11 protein-coding genes are annotated in these 14,569 nt (G+C 44.3%); 6 read left to right on the top strand and 5 right to left on the bottom strand.

What is annotated here, in order from left to right:
• Positions 1-531, bottom strand: a 531-nt coding sequence (locus tag AB7U21_RS06085) for a DJ-1/PfpI family protein (protein ID WP_428387721.1), incomplete at its 3' end; no start/stop codon positions are given.
• A gap of 290 nt (positions 532-821) precedes the next feature.
• Between AB7U21_RS06085 and ppsA the strand changes: the two genes are divergently transcribed.
• From ppsA to AB7U21_RS06070, 3 genes are all read left to right on the top strand, one after another.
• Positions 822-3,236, top strand: a complete 2,415-nt coding sequence (gene ppsA, locus AB7U21_RS06080) for a phosphoenolpyruvate synthase (RefSeq protein ID WP_428387719.1) — start codon at positions 822-824, stop codon at positions 3,234-3,236.
• Between the two features lie 124 nt (positions 3,237-3,360).
• The gene (locus AB7U21_RS06075; RefSeq protein WP_428387717.1) at positions 3,361-4,389 is read left to right on the top strand and encodes an AI-2E family transporter; all 1,029 of its coding nucleotides are present in this window, start codon (positions 3,361-3,363) and stop codon (positions 4,387-4,389) included.
• Positions 4,390-4,704: 315 nt separating this feature from the next.
• Entirely contained in the window at positions 4,705-6,639 is a 1,935-nt protein-coding gene (locus AB7U21_RS06070) for a hydantoinase/oxoprolinase family protein (protein WP_428387715.1), read from the top strand.
• Positions 6,640-6,740: 101 nt separating this feature from the next.
• On the opposite strand, the gene AB7U21_RS06065 is transcribed toward AB7U21_RS06070, so the two are convergent.
• Positions 6,741-7,487: a class I SAM-dependent methyltransferase gene (locus tag AB7U21_RS06065; RefSeq protein ID WP_428387713.1), complete on the bottom strand. Its 747-nt coding sequence runs from the start codon at positions 7,485-7,487 to the stop codon at positions 6,741-6,743.
• Positions 7,488-7,602: 115 nt separating this feature from the next.
• On the opposite strand from AB7U21_RS06065, the gene rsgA reads away from it, so the two are divergent.
• Positions 7,603-8,703 (top strand): ribosome small subunit-dependent GTPase A, encoded by a 1,101-nt coding sequence (gene rsgA, locus AB7U21_RS06060; RefSeq protein ID WP_428387711.1) that lies wholly within the window; start codon positions 7,603-7,605, stop codon positions 8,701-8,703.
• Positions 8,704-8,842: 139 nt separating this feature from the next.
• On the opposite strand, the gene AB7U21_RS06055 is transcribed toward rsgA, so the two are convergent.
• Together AB7U21_RS06055 and larA are read right to left on the bottom strand one after the other, a co-directional pair.
• Positions 8,843-10,447 (bottom strand): DEAD/DEAH box helicase, encoded by a 1,605-nt coding sequence (locus AB7U21_RS06055; protein WP_428387709.1) that lies wholly within the window; start codon positions 10,445-10,447, stop codon positions 8,843-8,845.
• A gap of 683 nt (positions 10,448-11,130) precedes the next feature.
• Positions 11,131-12,375, bottom strand: a complete 1,245-nt coding sequence (gene larA / locus AB7U21_RS06050; RefSeq protein ID WP_428387723.1) for a nickel-dependent lactate racemase — start codon at positions 12,373-12,375, stop codon at positions 11,131-11,133.
• A 409-nt stretch (positions 12,376-12,784) separates the two neighbouring features.
• On the opposite strand from larA, the gene eif1A reads away from it, so the two are divergent.
• Entirely contained in the window at positions 12,785-13,123 is a 339-nt protein-coding gene (gene eif1A / locus AB7U21_RS06045) for a translation initiation factor eIF-1A (RefSeq protein ID WP_298683663.1), read from the top strand.
• Positions 13,124-13,229: 106 nt separating this feature from the next.
• On the opposite strand, the gene AB7U21_RS06040 is transcribed toward eif1A, so the two are convergent.
• A complete protein-coding gene (locus tag AB7U21_RS06040) occupies positions 13,230-13,436 on the bottom strand; it encodes a TRAM domain-containing protein (RefSeq protein WP_298683665.1) in 207 nt (68 codons plus the stop codon).
• Between the two features lie 368 nt (positions 13,437-13,804).
• Between AB7U21_RS06040 and budA the strand changes: the two genes are divergently transcribed.
• On the top strand, positions 13,805-14,569 hold a 765-nt coding region (gene budA, locus AB7U21_RS06035), incomplete at its 3' end, for an acetolactate decarboxylase (RefSeq protein ID WP_428387706.1).

Here is a 14,569-nt window from a genome sequence, read left to right as displayed (position 1 = left end):
TGCGAGCTGTTCCACGATCGCATGTCCGAACTTCTCGGCAGCCTTCGGATCCCTTGCGGTGATTATGTTCCCGTCCACCACTACATCCTTATCTGTATACAGACCGCCGTACTTCTCCAGCTCTGCAATGCATTCCTTGTCCTTGAACACCGTACAGTCCCTGTCCTCCAGGATCTTCGCCCTGGCAAGGACCACAGGTGACACGCATATAGCGGCTACGAGCTTATCCTGGTCGAAAGCATCCTTCACCAGCCTCTGCAGATCCTTGTTAGGCCAGAGGTGTTCCCTGGAACCGCCGCCACCGGCAATGATCAGTCCGTCAAAATCGGTCATGATGGCGTCCTTGATGCTGATGTCGGGCTTTATCTTTGCGCCAAGCGCCCCGTGGGCCTCTTTTGTACTGTTACTTGCAACTGTAATGCTCACCCCTGCATCTTCCAGGATATCCCTCGGTTCTAAATACTCTTCATCTCTGAAGTTATCCTGAGCAACCACCATCAGTATTTTTTTATCATCAAGTTCTGAACTCATAAGATCACTACTATGGAATTTTTATTATGTTTAGATAATTTATCAGCGTGCTGTACCATGGGCCGACAAGTATACCCAAAAGCCAAAGGTATACATCCATCTCGTCCTCACACGCAGAAGTGCAGATTAACAGTAGTATAACACTAGCATCATCATTAGCTGCACATAAGGCACATATTTGGTCCCTAAAACCCTATGTTTAAATTAAGGAATAAATATTTATCGCAGATAGCCAGCCTATTAAGATACATTAACATACAAATATAAAGAAAAGTAAAATGGGGGATCTCATGGATACAACATCGGCTGCAAGATACATTCGCTGGTTCGGGGAAATAAGGATCGAGGATATACCTGAGGTAGGAGGGAAGAACGCTTCCATCGGGGAAATGTACAGGGAACTGCAAAACGCAGGCATCAAAATACCCAACGGTTTTGCCATCACCGCAGATGCCTACTGGCACATGCTGCAAGCCGCCGGTGTACTCGATGAGCTCAGGAAGACCATAGAGGGCCTTGATATAAGTAATGTGGAGGACCTGGCCACAAGAGGCAGCAAAGCAAGGGACATCATCCTCGAGGCAGGCATTCCTGATGACCTGTGGGCGCAGATCAAGGCGGCCTACGATAAGCTCTGCCAGGAGTATGGTCCTGATACCGATGTAGCGGTCCGCAGTTCTGCCACTGCCGAGGACCTTCCCACTGCCTCTTTCGCCGGCCAGCAGGAAACATATCTCAACGTGCATGGCTATCCGGCCCTGAAGACCGCGTGCATCCGCTGTTTTGCTTCCCTTTTCACAGACCGCGCCATATCGTATCGTGTCACGAACAGCTTCGATCACTTCAAGGTGGGCCTTTCCATCGGTGTCATGAAGATGGTACGCTCAGACCTTGCTTCCAGCGGCGTGATATTCACCCTTGATACGGAAAGCGGCTTTAATAATGTGGTTTTCATCACAGGTGCTTACGGCCTGGGTGAGAACGTTGTGCAGGGAGCTGTTAATCCTGATGAGTTCTATGTCTTCAAACCCACTCTCAAAGCAGGGTACAGGCCCATTGTCCAGAAAAAGCTGGGCAGCAAGGATATAAAGATGATCTACGGACATGGGGATTCCAAGGTCCAGACCCGTAATGTGGAAGTTCCCGAATCCGATAGGCGCCGGTATTGCATAAACGACGAGGAAATATTGACCCTGGCCAGATATGCAGTCACCATAGAGGACTATTATTCCCACAAGGCAGGCAAGCCCGTGCCCATGGATATAGAATGGGCCAAAGATGGCACAACAGGCGAGCTCTTCATAGTGCAGGCCAGGCCCGAAACAGTACAAGCCCACAGGTCGCGGGATGTTCTGGAAACTTATTATCTGGATGAGCGCAGTCAGGTACTTGTAGAAGGCAGGAGCGTGGGAGGAAAGATAGCTGCCGGCAAAGCCCGTGTCATTACTGACGTCTCACAACTGCCGCAGTTTATTCCAGGTGAGGTCCTGGTGGCCGATACCACTACCCCTGACTGGGAACCGATCATGAAGACAGCTGCTGCTATCGTCACCAATAAAGGTGGCAGGACATGTCATGCAGCCATTGTGAGCCGGGAGTTAGGCATCCCTGCAGTGGTAGGTGCAGAGGACGCGACCGAACACCTGGTCAACGGCACGGAAGCAACCGTAAGCTGTGCAGAGGGAGATGTAGGCCGGGTATACGCAGGCATCCTGCCCTTCCATGTGGAAACCGTTGATCTTAAAGGCCTCAAACGCCCCCGTACTGAAATAATGATGAACCTTGGCAATCCCGAAGAGGCTTTTTCCCTTTCCATGATCCCCAACGACGGTATCGGGCTCGCACGGCTGGAGTTCATAATCACGAGCTATATCAAGGTGCATCCCATGGCTTTGGTGCATCCTGAAAAAGTAAAAGACGAAACCACTCTTACTCTTATCAGGCAACTGACCCGGGGCTATGTAAACATGGCCGATCACTTTGTTGAAAAGCTGGCCCAGGGAGTGGGCACGATCGCTGCGGCCTTCTATCCAAAACCAGTGGTAGTGCGCATGAGCGATCTCAAGTCCAATGAATATGCGAGCCTCCTGGGTGGTAAATACTTCGAGATCGACGAAAGCAATCCCATGTTAGGGTTCAGAGGGGCTTCCCGATACTATGATGACAGGTATCGCGAAGGCTTTGCCCTGGAATGCCAGGCCATGAAGAAAGTAAGGGACGAGATGGGCCTCACTAATCTCATCCTGATGATACCCTTCTGCCGCCGGGTGGAAGAAGCAGAACAGGTTATCACAGAGATGGAAAAGAATGGCCTTAAAAGAGGAGAGAACGGTCTGCAGGTCTATGTGATGTGCGAGATACCGAACAATATCCTGCTCGTGGACGAGTTCAGCAAGTATTTCGATGGTTTCTCCATAGGCTCCAATGATCTTACCCAGCTTACCCTGGGAGTTGACAGGGATTCTGAGGTGCTTGCAGCTTCCTTCGACGAAAGGGATCCAGGTGTCATGAAAATGGTCTCAATGGCTATACAGGGAGCTAAGCGCAATGGGAAGCACAGCGGATTATGTGGTCAGGCACCCAGTGATTATCCGGAATTTGCGGAGTTCCTTGTAAAGGAAGGCATAGACTCCATATCCCTGAATCCCGATTCTGTCATGAAGATCACTATAAAGGTACTGGAAACAGAGGAAAAAAGCCTATAAGCCGCATTCATGAGGACCGCAGTGGTTCTGCGTTCCTGTTTTCCCATTTCACTGCAATCATTACCAGTCAAATTATTTCAGGTTAACTGTTACTATTTTATACTATTCGAGCATAATGCCCTTTATGGAACGCTCCATAAAAATGATCATGGCACTTCTGATATTGGCCGCGCTTGCAGTCGTGCTGGTCCATGCTCTGTTGCCATATACTAATGCATTTCTGGGAGCTTTCATACTTTACGTCCTGCTGCGTCCTGTATATCATCTTATGGTCAGAAGAGGGCATTTACCCAGAAGCTTTTCGGCCCTTTTGTCTATTGCTCTATCTTTCCTTCTTATATTGGTGCCTATGTATTTCCTTATCTCAACTATAGCAATGGAACTACAAAATGCCTTGGAGTATATAGGTTCTATTCCTCTGTATGCAGAATCTGTACGCATTTTTCTGGAGGACCTGCATCTTGAACGCTTGCCAGTGAACCTGGATATAAGGACAAAGGTTGTGGAACTTGCTTCTTCCATTGCCAATTATGGCAGTGGGGTATTGCTCAGTGCAGTGCAAAGCCTGGGACAGCGTGCTATAGAATTCACTATAATGTTCTTCCTTTTATACTACCTGCTGACAGGAGAAGATTCGGATTTTGCGAAGAGCCTCTATTCAGCTATTCCCTTTAACAGGGAAAATTCTGACAAATTACTGGATGAGTTCAGGGTTGTTGTTAAGACAACTCTTGTTTCATCTCTTATCATCGCCATAATACAGGGCGGGATACTTACGATCGCTTTTCTTCTCATGGGTATACAGGGTGCGATACTGTGGGGTACGGTAGCAGCGGTCTTTTCTTTTCTCCCTCTGGTGGGTGCGACCATCGTATGGTTCCCTGCGGTCATTATCCAGCTGTTACAGCATGATTACTTTGTTGCGGTCGGGATCCTGTTCACAGGGATCGTCATAAGCACCATGGACAACTTCGTAAGGCCGTTCATCCAGAAACAGCTTGGTTCTATCCATCCTATGATATCCCTGCTGGGGATTATCATTGGCATCAATCTGTTCGGCCTCATAGGCCTAATAGTGGGACCCCTTTTACTATCTTATTTCCTGCTGGTTGTCAGGATGTTCCATGAAGAGTACATTGCAAATTATAACTAGGGACAATCGGTGTCTTATGGTATCCACCTGGCAGCTTCAAGTTCAGGACATAAGTGAAAGGTTTTTAGGATTGCAGTTGATCTACTAGCCATTTTTCATCGGGAATGTTTTCTGCCTTCCCAAGAAAAGCAATAAATAGTACTATATATATTTTTTGCATTTGTACCATCTTTACTTAACAACTATTTATAAAAAGAAGTTTGTTGATGCTGTTTTTGGATTAACGCCGTGAATCAGAGGACCACTGAATATATATAGTTTGTTTTTACAAGATTTAGGCACATTACCTATAGAATAAAAAAGGAGTTTGTAATAATGAGCTATAGTCTTGGTATAGATGCAGGAGGGACGTATACTGATGCTGTTCTTCTAAGAGATGAAGACAATTCGATAATCCAGGCGAATAAAGCGTTAACAAGTTATCCGGACCCGCTGGATGGGATCAAGAGAGCGATTGGCGGACTGGACCCTGCATGCCTCAAAGATGTTAAAGTTGTGTCAGTATCCACAACTCTTTCCACAAACAGTATACTGGAAGGTACTGGTTTTCCTGTCGCCATGATACTTATTGGAAACTACGATATCAGGCAAGAGCTTCCAACGAGGCATTTTATACAGGTACGCGGCGGTCATGATCACAATGGTGTTGAAACTAACAGTTTGGATCTTGATTCCATCAGAGAATTTGCTATGGAGGTAAAAAATAAGGTTTCAGCTTTTGCAATATCCTCATATTTCAGCATCCGAAACCATGACCATGAACTTATGGCCAAGGAACTTATCATGGAACTCACAGGCCTTCCTGTGGTCTGCAGCTATGAACTCTCTCAGGACCTTGGAGCTTTTGAAAGAGCAATTACAGCCGTCCTTAATGCACAACTGATACCTGTGACCGAGAGATTCATGAAGAACGTTGAAACAGAAATAATTTCAAGGGGGATAAATGCAAAGATATTCATGCTCAAATGTGACGGATCTGTCATAGGCATACAGAGCGCCCTCAAAAAACCCATCGAGTCCATCTTTTCAGGACCAGCGGGGAGTCTTGTGGGAGCTTCGTTCCTTGCGAAAAAGGAAACATGTGCCGTTATAGATGTGGGAGGCACCAGCACAGATATTTCAGTTATCTATAGCGGGGTTCCCAATATGAGTGATTCCGGCGCGGTTGTAGGCGGGTGGAAGACCAGGGTTAAGGCGATCAGGATGGAAACATCTGCAATGGGTGGTGACAGCCATGTATGGGTCAAAGGCAAAGATATCAATATAGGTCCTCGAAGGGTTATTCCCCTATGCAGGGCTGCTGTGCTTTATCCCGATTTCCTCGAGCATCTCAGGATAAATCCAATGCCCACTAAAATGCAGTTGGGTATCAACTATCAGCCAACAAAGTTCTACCTGCGGACAGACTATGAGGTGCTGAATGTCAGCGAAGAAGAACAAAAGATACTCGATGCCGTGAAAAAACATCCTACATCGATAACAGAGATATTCAACCGGATCAAAAAATATCCTGCCAGCAATGTACTGGATAGTCTTATTCAAAAAAGGCTCTTGCAACCTATCGGGTTCACGCTCACGGACGCCTTACACGTGCTTGGAGAGTATACGGAAAGGAATGTCGAAGCTGCAAATACAGGTGCTGATCTGCTTGGTTCATTAGTGGACATGGACAGATATGAATTTGCAAGGCACATCAAGGCGGAATTTGCAAAGAACATGGCATGTGATCTCATGTCATTCTTCCTTGAAGGGGTGGAGAAAAAAGAAATAAGGAAAATATTTAATATCCAGTCACCTGCAAAGTTCAAGGTGGAGGTTCCTGTTGTGCTGATAGGCGGACCTACAGCTGCCTTTGTGGAAAATATGAAGGAGATACTGGATGCGGAAATAATCCTTCCGGAATATTCCAGCGTAGGGAATGCTGCCGGTGCACTGGCTGCAAAAGGTATCCGAAGATTCGAAGTGCTGATAAGACCAGCATCAATGGCAGCTCCGGATTGGGAATTCCTTGTATTTTCCGAATGTGGGAAAAGTAATTTCCATGATTACCAGGAAGCACTGAATTATGCCATCAGCCTTGGGGAAACCACTGTCCTCAGTTACATGGAAGATGCCGGACTTGGATCAGATCACATCCAAATAGATGTTAATAAAGAGGAAATTATCCCGATGGGATGGAAAACACCAATGGAAACAAAAATTGTTGTACTCGGTGTTGGAAACAGGAAAACTGAGCAGGATTGCTGTTAAACATCTGTTTCGGTTATAAAAGAAGAAATATCTATGGAGTTTCCTTCGTGGGTGAGAATTCATCTCCCCATGATCTTTTCCTGAGGGTCCTTGTGGTATCTTCATCCTCCTTTCTGGAGTATGAAGAACACATATCCATACTCATCCTTATATTTTTGGAATATCTCTATTTCCTTTCTCGAAAAAGCTATTATAGATTCGGCTTCAGTATCGCCTTTGAACTTTCCTTCTATTTCATCAAGCCTTTTCTCAAAATGAACGTAGAAATCATCCCACCAGGCAGATGCCGGCAATCTGAACTTGTCGATGATCTTGTAGCCTGCAGCCTTTATGATCTTCTCATTCCCGGGAATTGTCTTTATGGCAGGATAACATTCCTGCCAGAATTGCAGCACTTCAGCCGAAGGTTTATCGGTAAACCAGGCTGCTTCGGTCAGCGCCATGAACCCCCCATCCTTCAGGAAGCGTTGCCAGTAGGTAAGTCCCTTTTCAAAACCCATAACAAAGATGGCACCTTCTGACCATATTATATCGAACTCGCCATCTTCAAAAGGCAGATCGTCCATAGAGGCACATACTGTTGATATCCTATCGGCAAGTCCCATTGCAGCAGCCTTATGCATCAGATCGTCAAGATAGGGTTGGTAAATATCAGTTGCTGTTATGTGGCAGTTGCCGCATATCTTTGCAATATGCAGTGTCTGCATACCCACTCCGCAGCCGATGTCAAGTATTCTGGCATCCGGAATAGAAGAGATCGACCTGAAGGCTTTTTCTGTGCATTCATTACTGCCCGGACCCTGGCGCGGCAGGCCGTCAAATATCTCAAAAATTGCAGATTCGCTCATAAAAAGGGACATGATGAAAATATATTAAAGTTCTTTTGGTCTGGGGCATATCGCAAATTGGATTTTAAAATAATCTGCCGCAAATTATTTAAGAATACCCGGAAAAGAATTCTTTATGGACATGCATTCACTTCCAATAGATTCAGATCTTGCTGACAAGACAACAATTCCGGGATGGGATGAAGAACTCGCATCAGCTTTTTCTGTCTACAAAGACCCGTACATAGCCGGAAGGATCGTGTCAAGACATAAAACCAACTGGGAAGTTCTCATTTCAGGCACCATCATCAAAGCCGGATTATCAGGTGCACTTCTACGAATAGGTAAACAGCCGGTAGTGGGCGATTTTGTTGTTTTGCTTAACCAGGAAGAAATTAATTCTTCTATAATAGTCAATGTCCTACCCCGAAAAACATGTCTTTCAAGAGGCGCTGCAGGCGATAACAATGAAGAGCAGGTAATTGCTGCAAATATAGATACTATTTTTATTGTAACAGCAACAGGAAAAGACCTTAACCTGCGAAGAATTGAACGCTATCTCACGGTTGTATACGCATCGGGTGCAAAACCGGTAATTGTACTGAACAAGGCAGACCTTACCGATAAACCCACTGAAGCTGTTGATAAAATAAGGAATATTGCAGGTGATGTTCCGGTCATTGCTATAAGTGCCCTTTCAAAAGCAGGTCTGGATAAACTTGAGATCTATATTGAACCAGGCAGAACTGTGGCACTCGTGGGATCGTCCGGTGTTGGAAAATCCACACTCATAAACGCATTCCTTGATGGATCTGTCCAGAGAACCAATGATATCCGGGAAGATGATGAAAAAGGTAGGCATACAACCACAGTAAGGCAATTGTTCCTGCTACCAAACGGAGGAGTAATTATTGACAATCCGGGTATCCGGGAGATCCAGCTCGGGGATAGTTACGATGGGTTAGAAAAAGCTTTTTCCGATATTGCCAGAGTAGCTGAAAAGTGTCGTTTCAAAGACTGCACACATGATCAGGAACCGGGGTGTGCGGTCCAAAAAGCGGTCCAGGAAGGAAGCATTGCAAAGGAAAGAGTGGACAGTTACCATAAATTGAATGCAGAACTTGCATTCCAGTCAGAAAAGACAGAAATAGGACTGAAAAGACTTGAAAAGAAAAAATACAAAGGAATGCAAGTCAGTCCCAGAAAACTCAGGGAATATAAAGAAAAAAGTTACTGATCTCGTCTTTGATCATTCTGATAATGTGTTACGATCGTGGATAGTGATCGCTATCCAAAGAGTATGCTTCTGCTGATCATTTCAATTTATGCTTTCCGGGATATATTCGTTGGATGGGGTTTGAGTTGCCATAGGCTGGCTATTTCTTCCTGTTTTCCCTTACATTACTGTTCATTGCCAGTTCCACAAAGGGACGGTTCCTTTTGCGCATATCTGCAAACCTTTTGAGTAACAGATCAGCCTGTTTTTTGGGAACTGTGACAAAAGAGAACTTGGAGAACACTTCAATAGTGTCAAGCTCCAGGTCGTTTATGCCTGATTCCCTGCTGAGAAAAGCTGGCATCTTTTCAGGGGTCATATCTTCGTAATCTCCAATAGCTACAAAAAGCCTCACTTTGCCGTCATCTTCTTTAGATCTGCCCGCATCCAGTTCAGGATAATGGTCTTCTTTAAGAGTATCCTGGAAATAATATTTCAGGAGGGATGCGACCACAGCATTGGCCTGCTGTCTGTCAAGCAGTTCGTTTGCCAGCTTCAGAAAATCCTGATATTCTCCTGTTCTGATGATCTGTGCTATATCCCGCTTGAAACTCTTTGTACGGCTGTTTAGAACATCTTTTACAGATGGGACTTTCTCCAGTCTCACTTCTGCACCCGCGGTTCTTATGAAAGATTCGAACCGGCGTGAATCGGCGGGTGTAACGAAAGTAATTGCAGTGCCCTGTTTTCCCGCTCTGCCTGTCCGGCCTATCCTGTGAATATAAGATTCAGCATCCTGAGGTAAGGAATAGTTTATCACATGAGTCAGCTCCACTACATCTATCCCCCTTGCTGCCACGTCCGTAGCAACAAGAATATTGAGCCTCCGAGTCCTAAATTTCTTAAGGATGTTCTCTCTCTGGTCCTGGGTGAGATCCCCATTGAGGGCATCAGCAGCATACCCTCTTTCTCCCAGCTTCTGGGCTATCTCAACAGTATCACTTTTAGTATTACAGAAGACCAGTCCGTAAAAACCATCGTTTATATCTATAAGCCTGCATAAAGCCTCAAACTTTTGCTCTTCTGTAAGTTCGAACCAAACCTGGTCAGTGAACTCTGCGATAAGGTCTTCCTGGGACACTGAAACATAGTCATGGTTTCTCATGTGCTTTTTTGCGAGCTTGATTATAGGCGTAGGCATAGTTGCTGAGAACAGCAGCATTTGCTTGTTCTCATTTGTGCTCCTGAAGATCTCCTTCACATCTTCAATGAAACCCATGTTGAGCATCTCATCTGCTTCGTCAAGTACAAGATAGGAGACAGAGTCCAGTTTTATATTGCCCCTTTTCAGATGGTCGATGATCCTTCCGGGAGTACCTACAACGATGTCAGCTCCAGATGTCAGTGTCTTAAGTTGGTTCTTGATAGCCTGGCCACCGTACAACGGCACGATCCTTATGTTCTTATCCCCTCTGAGAGATTCTAGCTCTTCAGACACCTGAAGTGCCAGTTCTCTTGTGGGGGTCAGGACCAAAGCCTGTATGGAAGCTGCATTCCCTGTCAGTCTTTCAATTATGGGTATACCGAAAGCAGCAGTTTTTCCTGTACCGGTCTGCGCCTGTCCGATGATATCGCGGTTTCCTTTCATAAGGAGAGGAATAACATGTACCTGGATGGGAGTGGGTTTGAAAAAACCTTTCTTTTCCAGAACATCCAGCATGCTCTGGGATAGATTGAACGTTTTGAAACTGTCAAATTTTGTCATATAATCACTTTGATCCTGAAAAGCTTTTAGAATGCAAACCCACTGCTAGTAATATAAGGGATAGGCAAAACTATGTTATTGCTTCAGATGTGTAGAATAACAGAACTCAGATATATAAAGTCGCCTTGAAAAGATACATTGCCAAAAAACAAAATGAGAAGTTTTTACCTCCCAAGTAAAAATTATATTACTGAATAATATATTTATTTTTTTTTCTTTGCAGGTGCCTTTGCAGCCGCTTTTGCTGGTTCAGCTGCTTTTGCTACCTTCTTCTGCTCTTCTTTCTTTGCCATTCTCTTCTCACCTCCAGCTGGAGAAATACCATTTTGCCTATTATATGATAATTTGAGGCAATTCAACAGGCTGTACAAGGTTTATTGCAGTTTTCATACCGCATTGAACATTTAAAGCCATTAGCAGACTTTATAGATTGATATATGCTAGATTTGCTTCTAGTTATACAATCTATTATCTTCTGTAATTTCAATATATATAAAACTACCGTATTATCCCCATTTTTATTATTTAAGTTAGTATTGAGTTTAAAATACGTTTAAAAATTAGAGTTCAAAATATCATCTCTAATGAATAATTTACACTATTTTCAGGTAACCGATAAGATATCCAGTTAAAAGATCGATAGTATTTGCCATCTTTCAATAGCAGGGATATTGTGGGTTCCGTCATTTGACAAGCGGCACTGTCAGGCTCCCCTGTGGCAGGACCACTGCATAAGGTTCCTTACCTTTAGCGCGGATGGTAGCTATCGCCATATCAAAAGTTTCTTGCAGGTCTGTGTGAGGTTTAAGTCTGGCCATTTCCAAAGTACCAGTATCCAGGTCTGAGACTGCCCACATCTGGGCATGCATTCCCATCTGTATCATCTTGGCAGCTTTATGATACCCAAGCTTGTACCCTTCGGCTATCTTCTGCATAACTTCCTCGGAAGTCTGAGCACAGCAAAGCAGTTTAAGGAATGTGTCATCTCCTATTCCCTCCCTGCATTTGGAAACAAGTATTATGATCCCGCCTTGTTCCAGTGCCAGTTTTCCGTTCTCCAGAGCTTTCTGGGACTGGTACAGGTCGATGTCCATGGGATATGGGGCTACAGTAAGGACTATGTTCCCTCTCCGTCCGCAGGGAGTACAGAAAACCTCGTTTGCCTTTTTCACTGCTAATTCAAATGACAGTTTAAGATCCCCTGCTACCATAGCATATAATCCATGATCCGCTGTCAGGACGGTCTGTATAGAGAATACGTGCAGGTCATTCAATACCTTCATGGCATCTTCCATATCTTCTGCTACCGGATTTCCTTTCAGGGCAAGAGGTGCGGCCTTCTCGGAAAGAGCATGCATATGGTTCATTTCTATGGTCCTGTAAGCGGCAACTCCCGGAAGGAATGATTTCCTGCCACCGGTATAGCCTGCAAAGTAGTGCGGTTCCACACTCCCTATCACCAGGATGTTCTTAGTTTCAGTGACAAGCCTGTTAAGATACATCTCGGTACCGTTGCTTGATTCTCCCAGATATACCATATCTTCATCTTTGCGTGCATCATGCACATGTATACTGCTGCGGAACTCATCCAGAAGTTCACCAAATATATACTTCAACTCATCTTCAGTAGGTCCCCTGTGTGCTCCGGTGGCGATCAGGAATTTTACATCAGGATGTTCCTTTAAAATGGGATATAGTTCTTTGAGCACCTTTGATGTGGGAGTTGGCCTGGTGCCATCATTCACAAGGACAAGTAATTTATCGCTTGTGCGGGCAAAAGTGGAAAACGCCTCCATACCAACAGGTATTTCCAGGGCTTGTGCTATGATCTCGGACTCCTTGCCAACCTTCACATTGACCGGAGCAATGATCTCGTGAGGAATAGTTACATCCAGGTCAATATATTCCTGCCCATAAGGTACCTTTATTAAAATGATGATCTCTCCTTAGTTGATTTTGATATCCGTGTTCACAGTTCTTGACCTACATCTGATCATCAGTACTGTGTCTTGAAACACCAGGTTTGATTTAATGTTATGATAGTTTTTCCTGCCGCATAAGCAAGAGGGTTTATTTAATTGTTGCCAGTCTCCTTATGCGTTCAAGTTATATAGTTTAGGCCAGTTATGTTACTGTATACCCAGAGTAAAGTTGTATAATTATCATTGAAGATTGTCTTTTTCTGAATGAAATTTATGGTTTTGTTCTGAAGGCGCTTAAGCTCAGAAGTGATCATGGGCGATGTTTGTAGCATCTCTTTGAAGATCCTGTGGAACTTCTTACTTTACTAAGGCGCATCCGTTATCCTATATGAAGATACAAAATGGAGGAATCAGTTTGGCAAATTATAGAAGCAATAACCGCAAGAAGAACTCACAAAGTGGAAGTAACAGTCCGGAACAGATCACAAAGGTGCGTACCCCCCGCCAAAGAGATAATGAAGTATTTGCTACTGTCTCCAGTCTGCTTGGCGCTAACCGCGTGAGATTACAGTGCATGGATGGTATTGTACGCATGGGCAGGATCCCCGGATCCAAGAAAAAAAGTATGTGGGTAAGAGAAGGAGATCTGGTCATTGCCACTCCCTGGGAAATACAGGATTCAAAAGCCGATGTGATCTGGAGATATACCCGGCCACAGGTGGACTGGCTTGCACGTAAGGGCTTCCTCAAATAACCGGAAGGAACCTTAAAGTACTTTATAACTACTTTTTTGATAAAAGAAAAAGAGATAAGGAAAATCATACTAACAGATTTTCCTTAGAAACCAAATTTAATTATTATTACTCTACAACTTCAGCAAATGCGAACTTGCGCATGACCTTTGTGACCTTTATGGTTACTTCGTCGCCCACAGATGTGCCTGGAACGAAGATAACGAAACCGCTTACTCTGGCAATTCCGTCGCCTTCTTTTGCAATATCTTCGATGGTTACTTCATATTCCTTTCCAGCATCAACTGGAGCAGTTGATTCATTTTTGTTGAACAACTATTTCACTTCCTTTACACATAAGCTTAAAAGGTGCACTTGCTGGAAGCATACGGAAAATAGCAGTTACAAAGTAATACCATTAAAAGCCTTATGTTCTCAAAACAGTTACACACTCAAAGCAAGGATTACCATGCAATATAGATATATAAATTTTTGCAGGGAAAAACGTTTGAACCAGAAGTGTCTGGTGTCTGAGTTAAAAAAATACAACGATACTTGATCTCGGATGTGGAAGCGGAATGCAGACCCCGTAACTTGCAAAAGTGTTTCGGATCTTCATGTCACTTCGGTGGATATACTGCAGCCTTTTCCGGATGATCTGATCAAACATATATCCCATTGATAGAATAGTTATAGTGATCCCTATGAGAAGTTCAATAATTCAAATGATATGCTGTCTGTTTCTCATTTCGGCCTGCTCTTCGGGCTGCATAGGCACAGAAAAAGAACCTGCAAATAAAGAATATGACAATGATGTCATATACCAGACATCAACTATTGATGCATTGCTGGAAGGTATGTATGCGGGTGACCTGACGGTAGGCGAATTGAAACAGCATGGTGATCTGGGACTTGGAACATTCAATGGCCTTGACGGGGAAATGGTGTTACTGGATGATATTGTCTATCAGGTAAAGGCCGATGGGGTAGCATACAGGGTGAACGATTCGGTGGAAACACCTTTTGCAGCAGTAACGAAGTTCGAGAGTGACATATATGCAACAGTAAACCAGGAAATAAACAATACTGAACTTACCGGATATATTGGCACTCTCATGCCAAGCAGGAACCTGATGTATGCCATAAGAATAGAAGGTAATTTTAGTCACATGAAAACCCGTAGTGTTCCTGCGCAGGAGAAACCATATCCAAGACTTGCAGATGTTACAAAATACCAGCCAACATTTGAATTTGAAAATGTCTCTGGCACAATAGTGGGTTTCTGGCTTCCTGAGTATGTCGAAAATGTAAATGTTCCGGGTTATCACCTGCATTTCATTAACAGTGATCATAGTGCAGGAGGCCATGTTCTGGAATATACGATGCGTTCAGGAGATGTTGGAATAGATATTACCGATGGTTTATTCATACAGTTTCCTGCAACTGAGGAGTTCTTAAATGCAGATCTT

The organism is Methanomethylovorans sp. (assembly GCF_050177135.1).
Taxonomy (GTDB): Archaea; Halobacteriota; Methanosarcinia; order Methanosarcinales; family Methanosarcinaceae; genus Methanomethylovorans.
Note: the sequence above shows the minus strand (reverse complement) of the source record. Positions and strands in the feature narration are given on the sequence as shown.

What these genes read in the sequence shown, in the direction of transcription:
- ppsA (WP_428387719.1), top strand. Translation starts at nt 822, where the DNA reads ATGGATACAACATCGGCTGCAAGATACATTCGCTGGTTCGGGGAAATA.
- AB7U21_RS06075 (WP_428387717.1), top strand. Translation starts at nt 3,361, where the DNA reads ATGGAACGCTCCATAAAAATGATCATGGCACTTCTGATATTGGCCGCG.
- AB7U21_RS06070 (WP_428387715.1), top strand. Translation starts at nt 4,705, where the DNA reads ATGAGCTATAGTCTTGGTATAGATGCAGGAGGGACGTATACTGATGCT.
- AB7U21_RS06065 (WP_428387713.1), bottom strand. Translation starts at nt 7,487, where the DNA reads ATGAGCGAATCTGCAATTTTTGAGATATTTGACGGCCTGCCGCGCCAG.
- rsgA (WP_428387711.1), top strand. Translation starts at nt 7,603, where the DNA reads ATGGACATGCATTCACTTCCAATAGATTCAGATCTTGCTGACAAGACA.
- AB7U21_RS06055 (WP_428387709.1), bottom strand. Translation starts at nt 10,447, where the DNA reads ATGACAAAATTTGACAGTTTCAAAACGTTCAATCTATCCCAGAGCATG.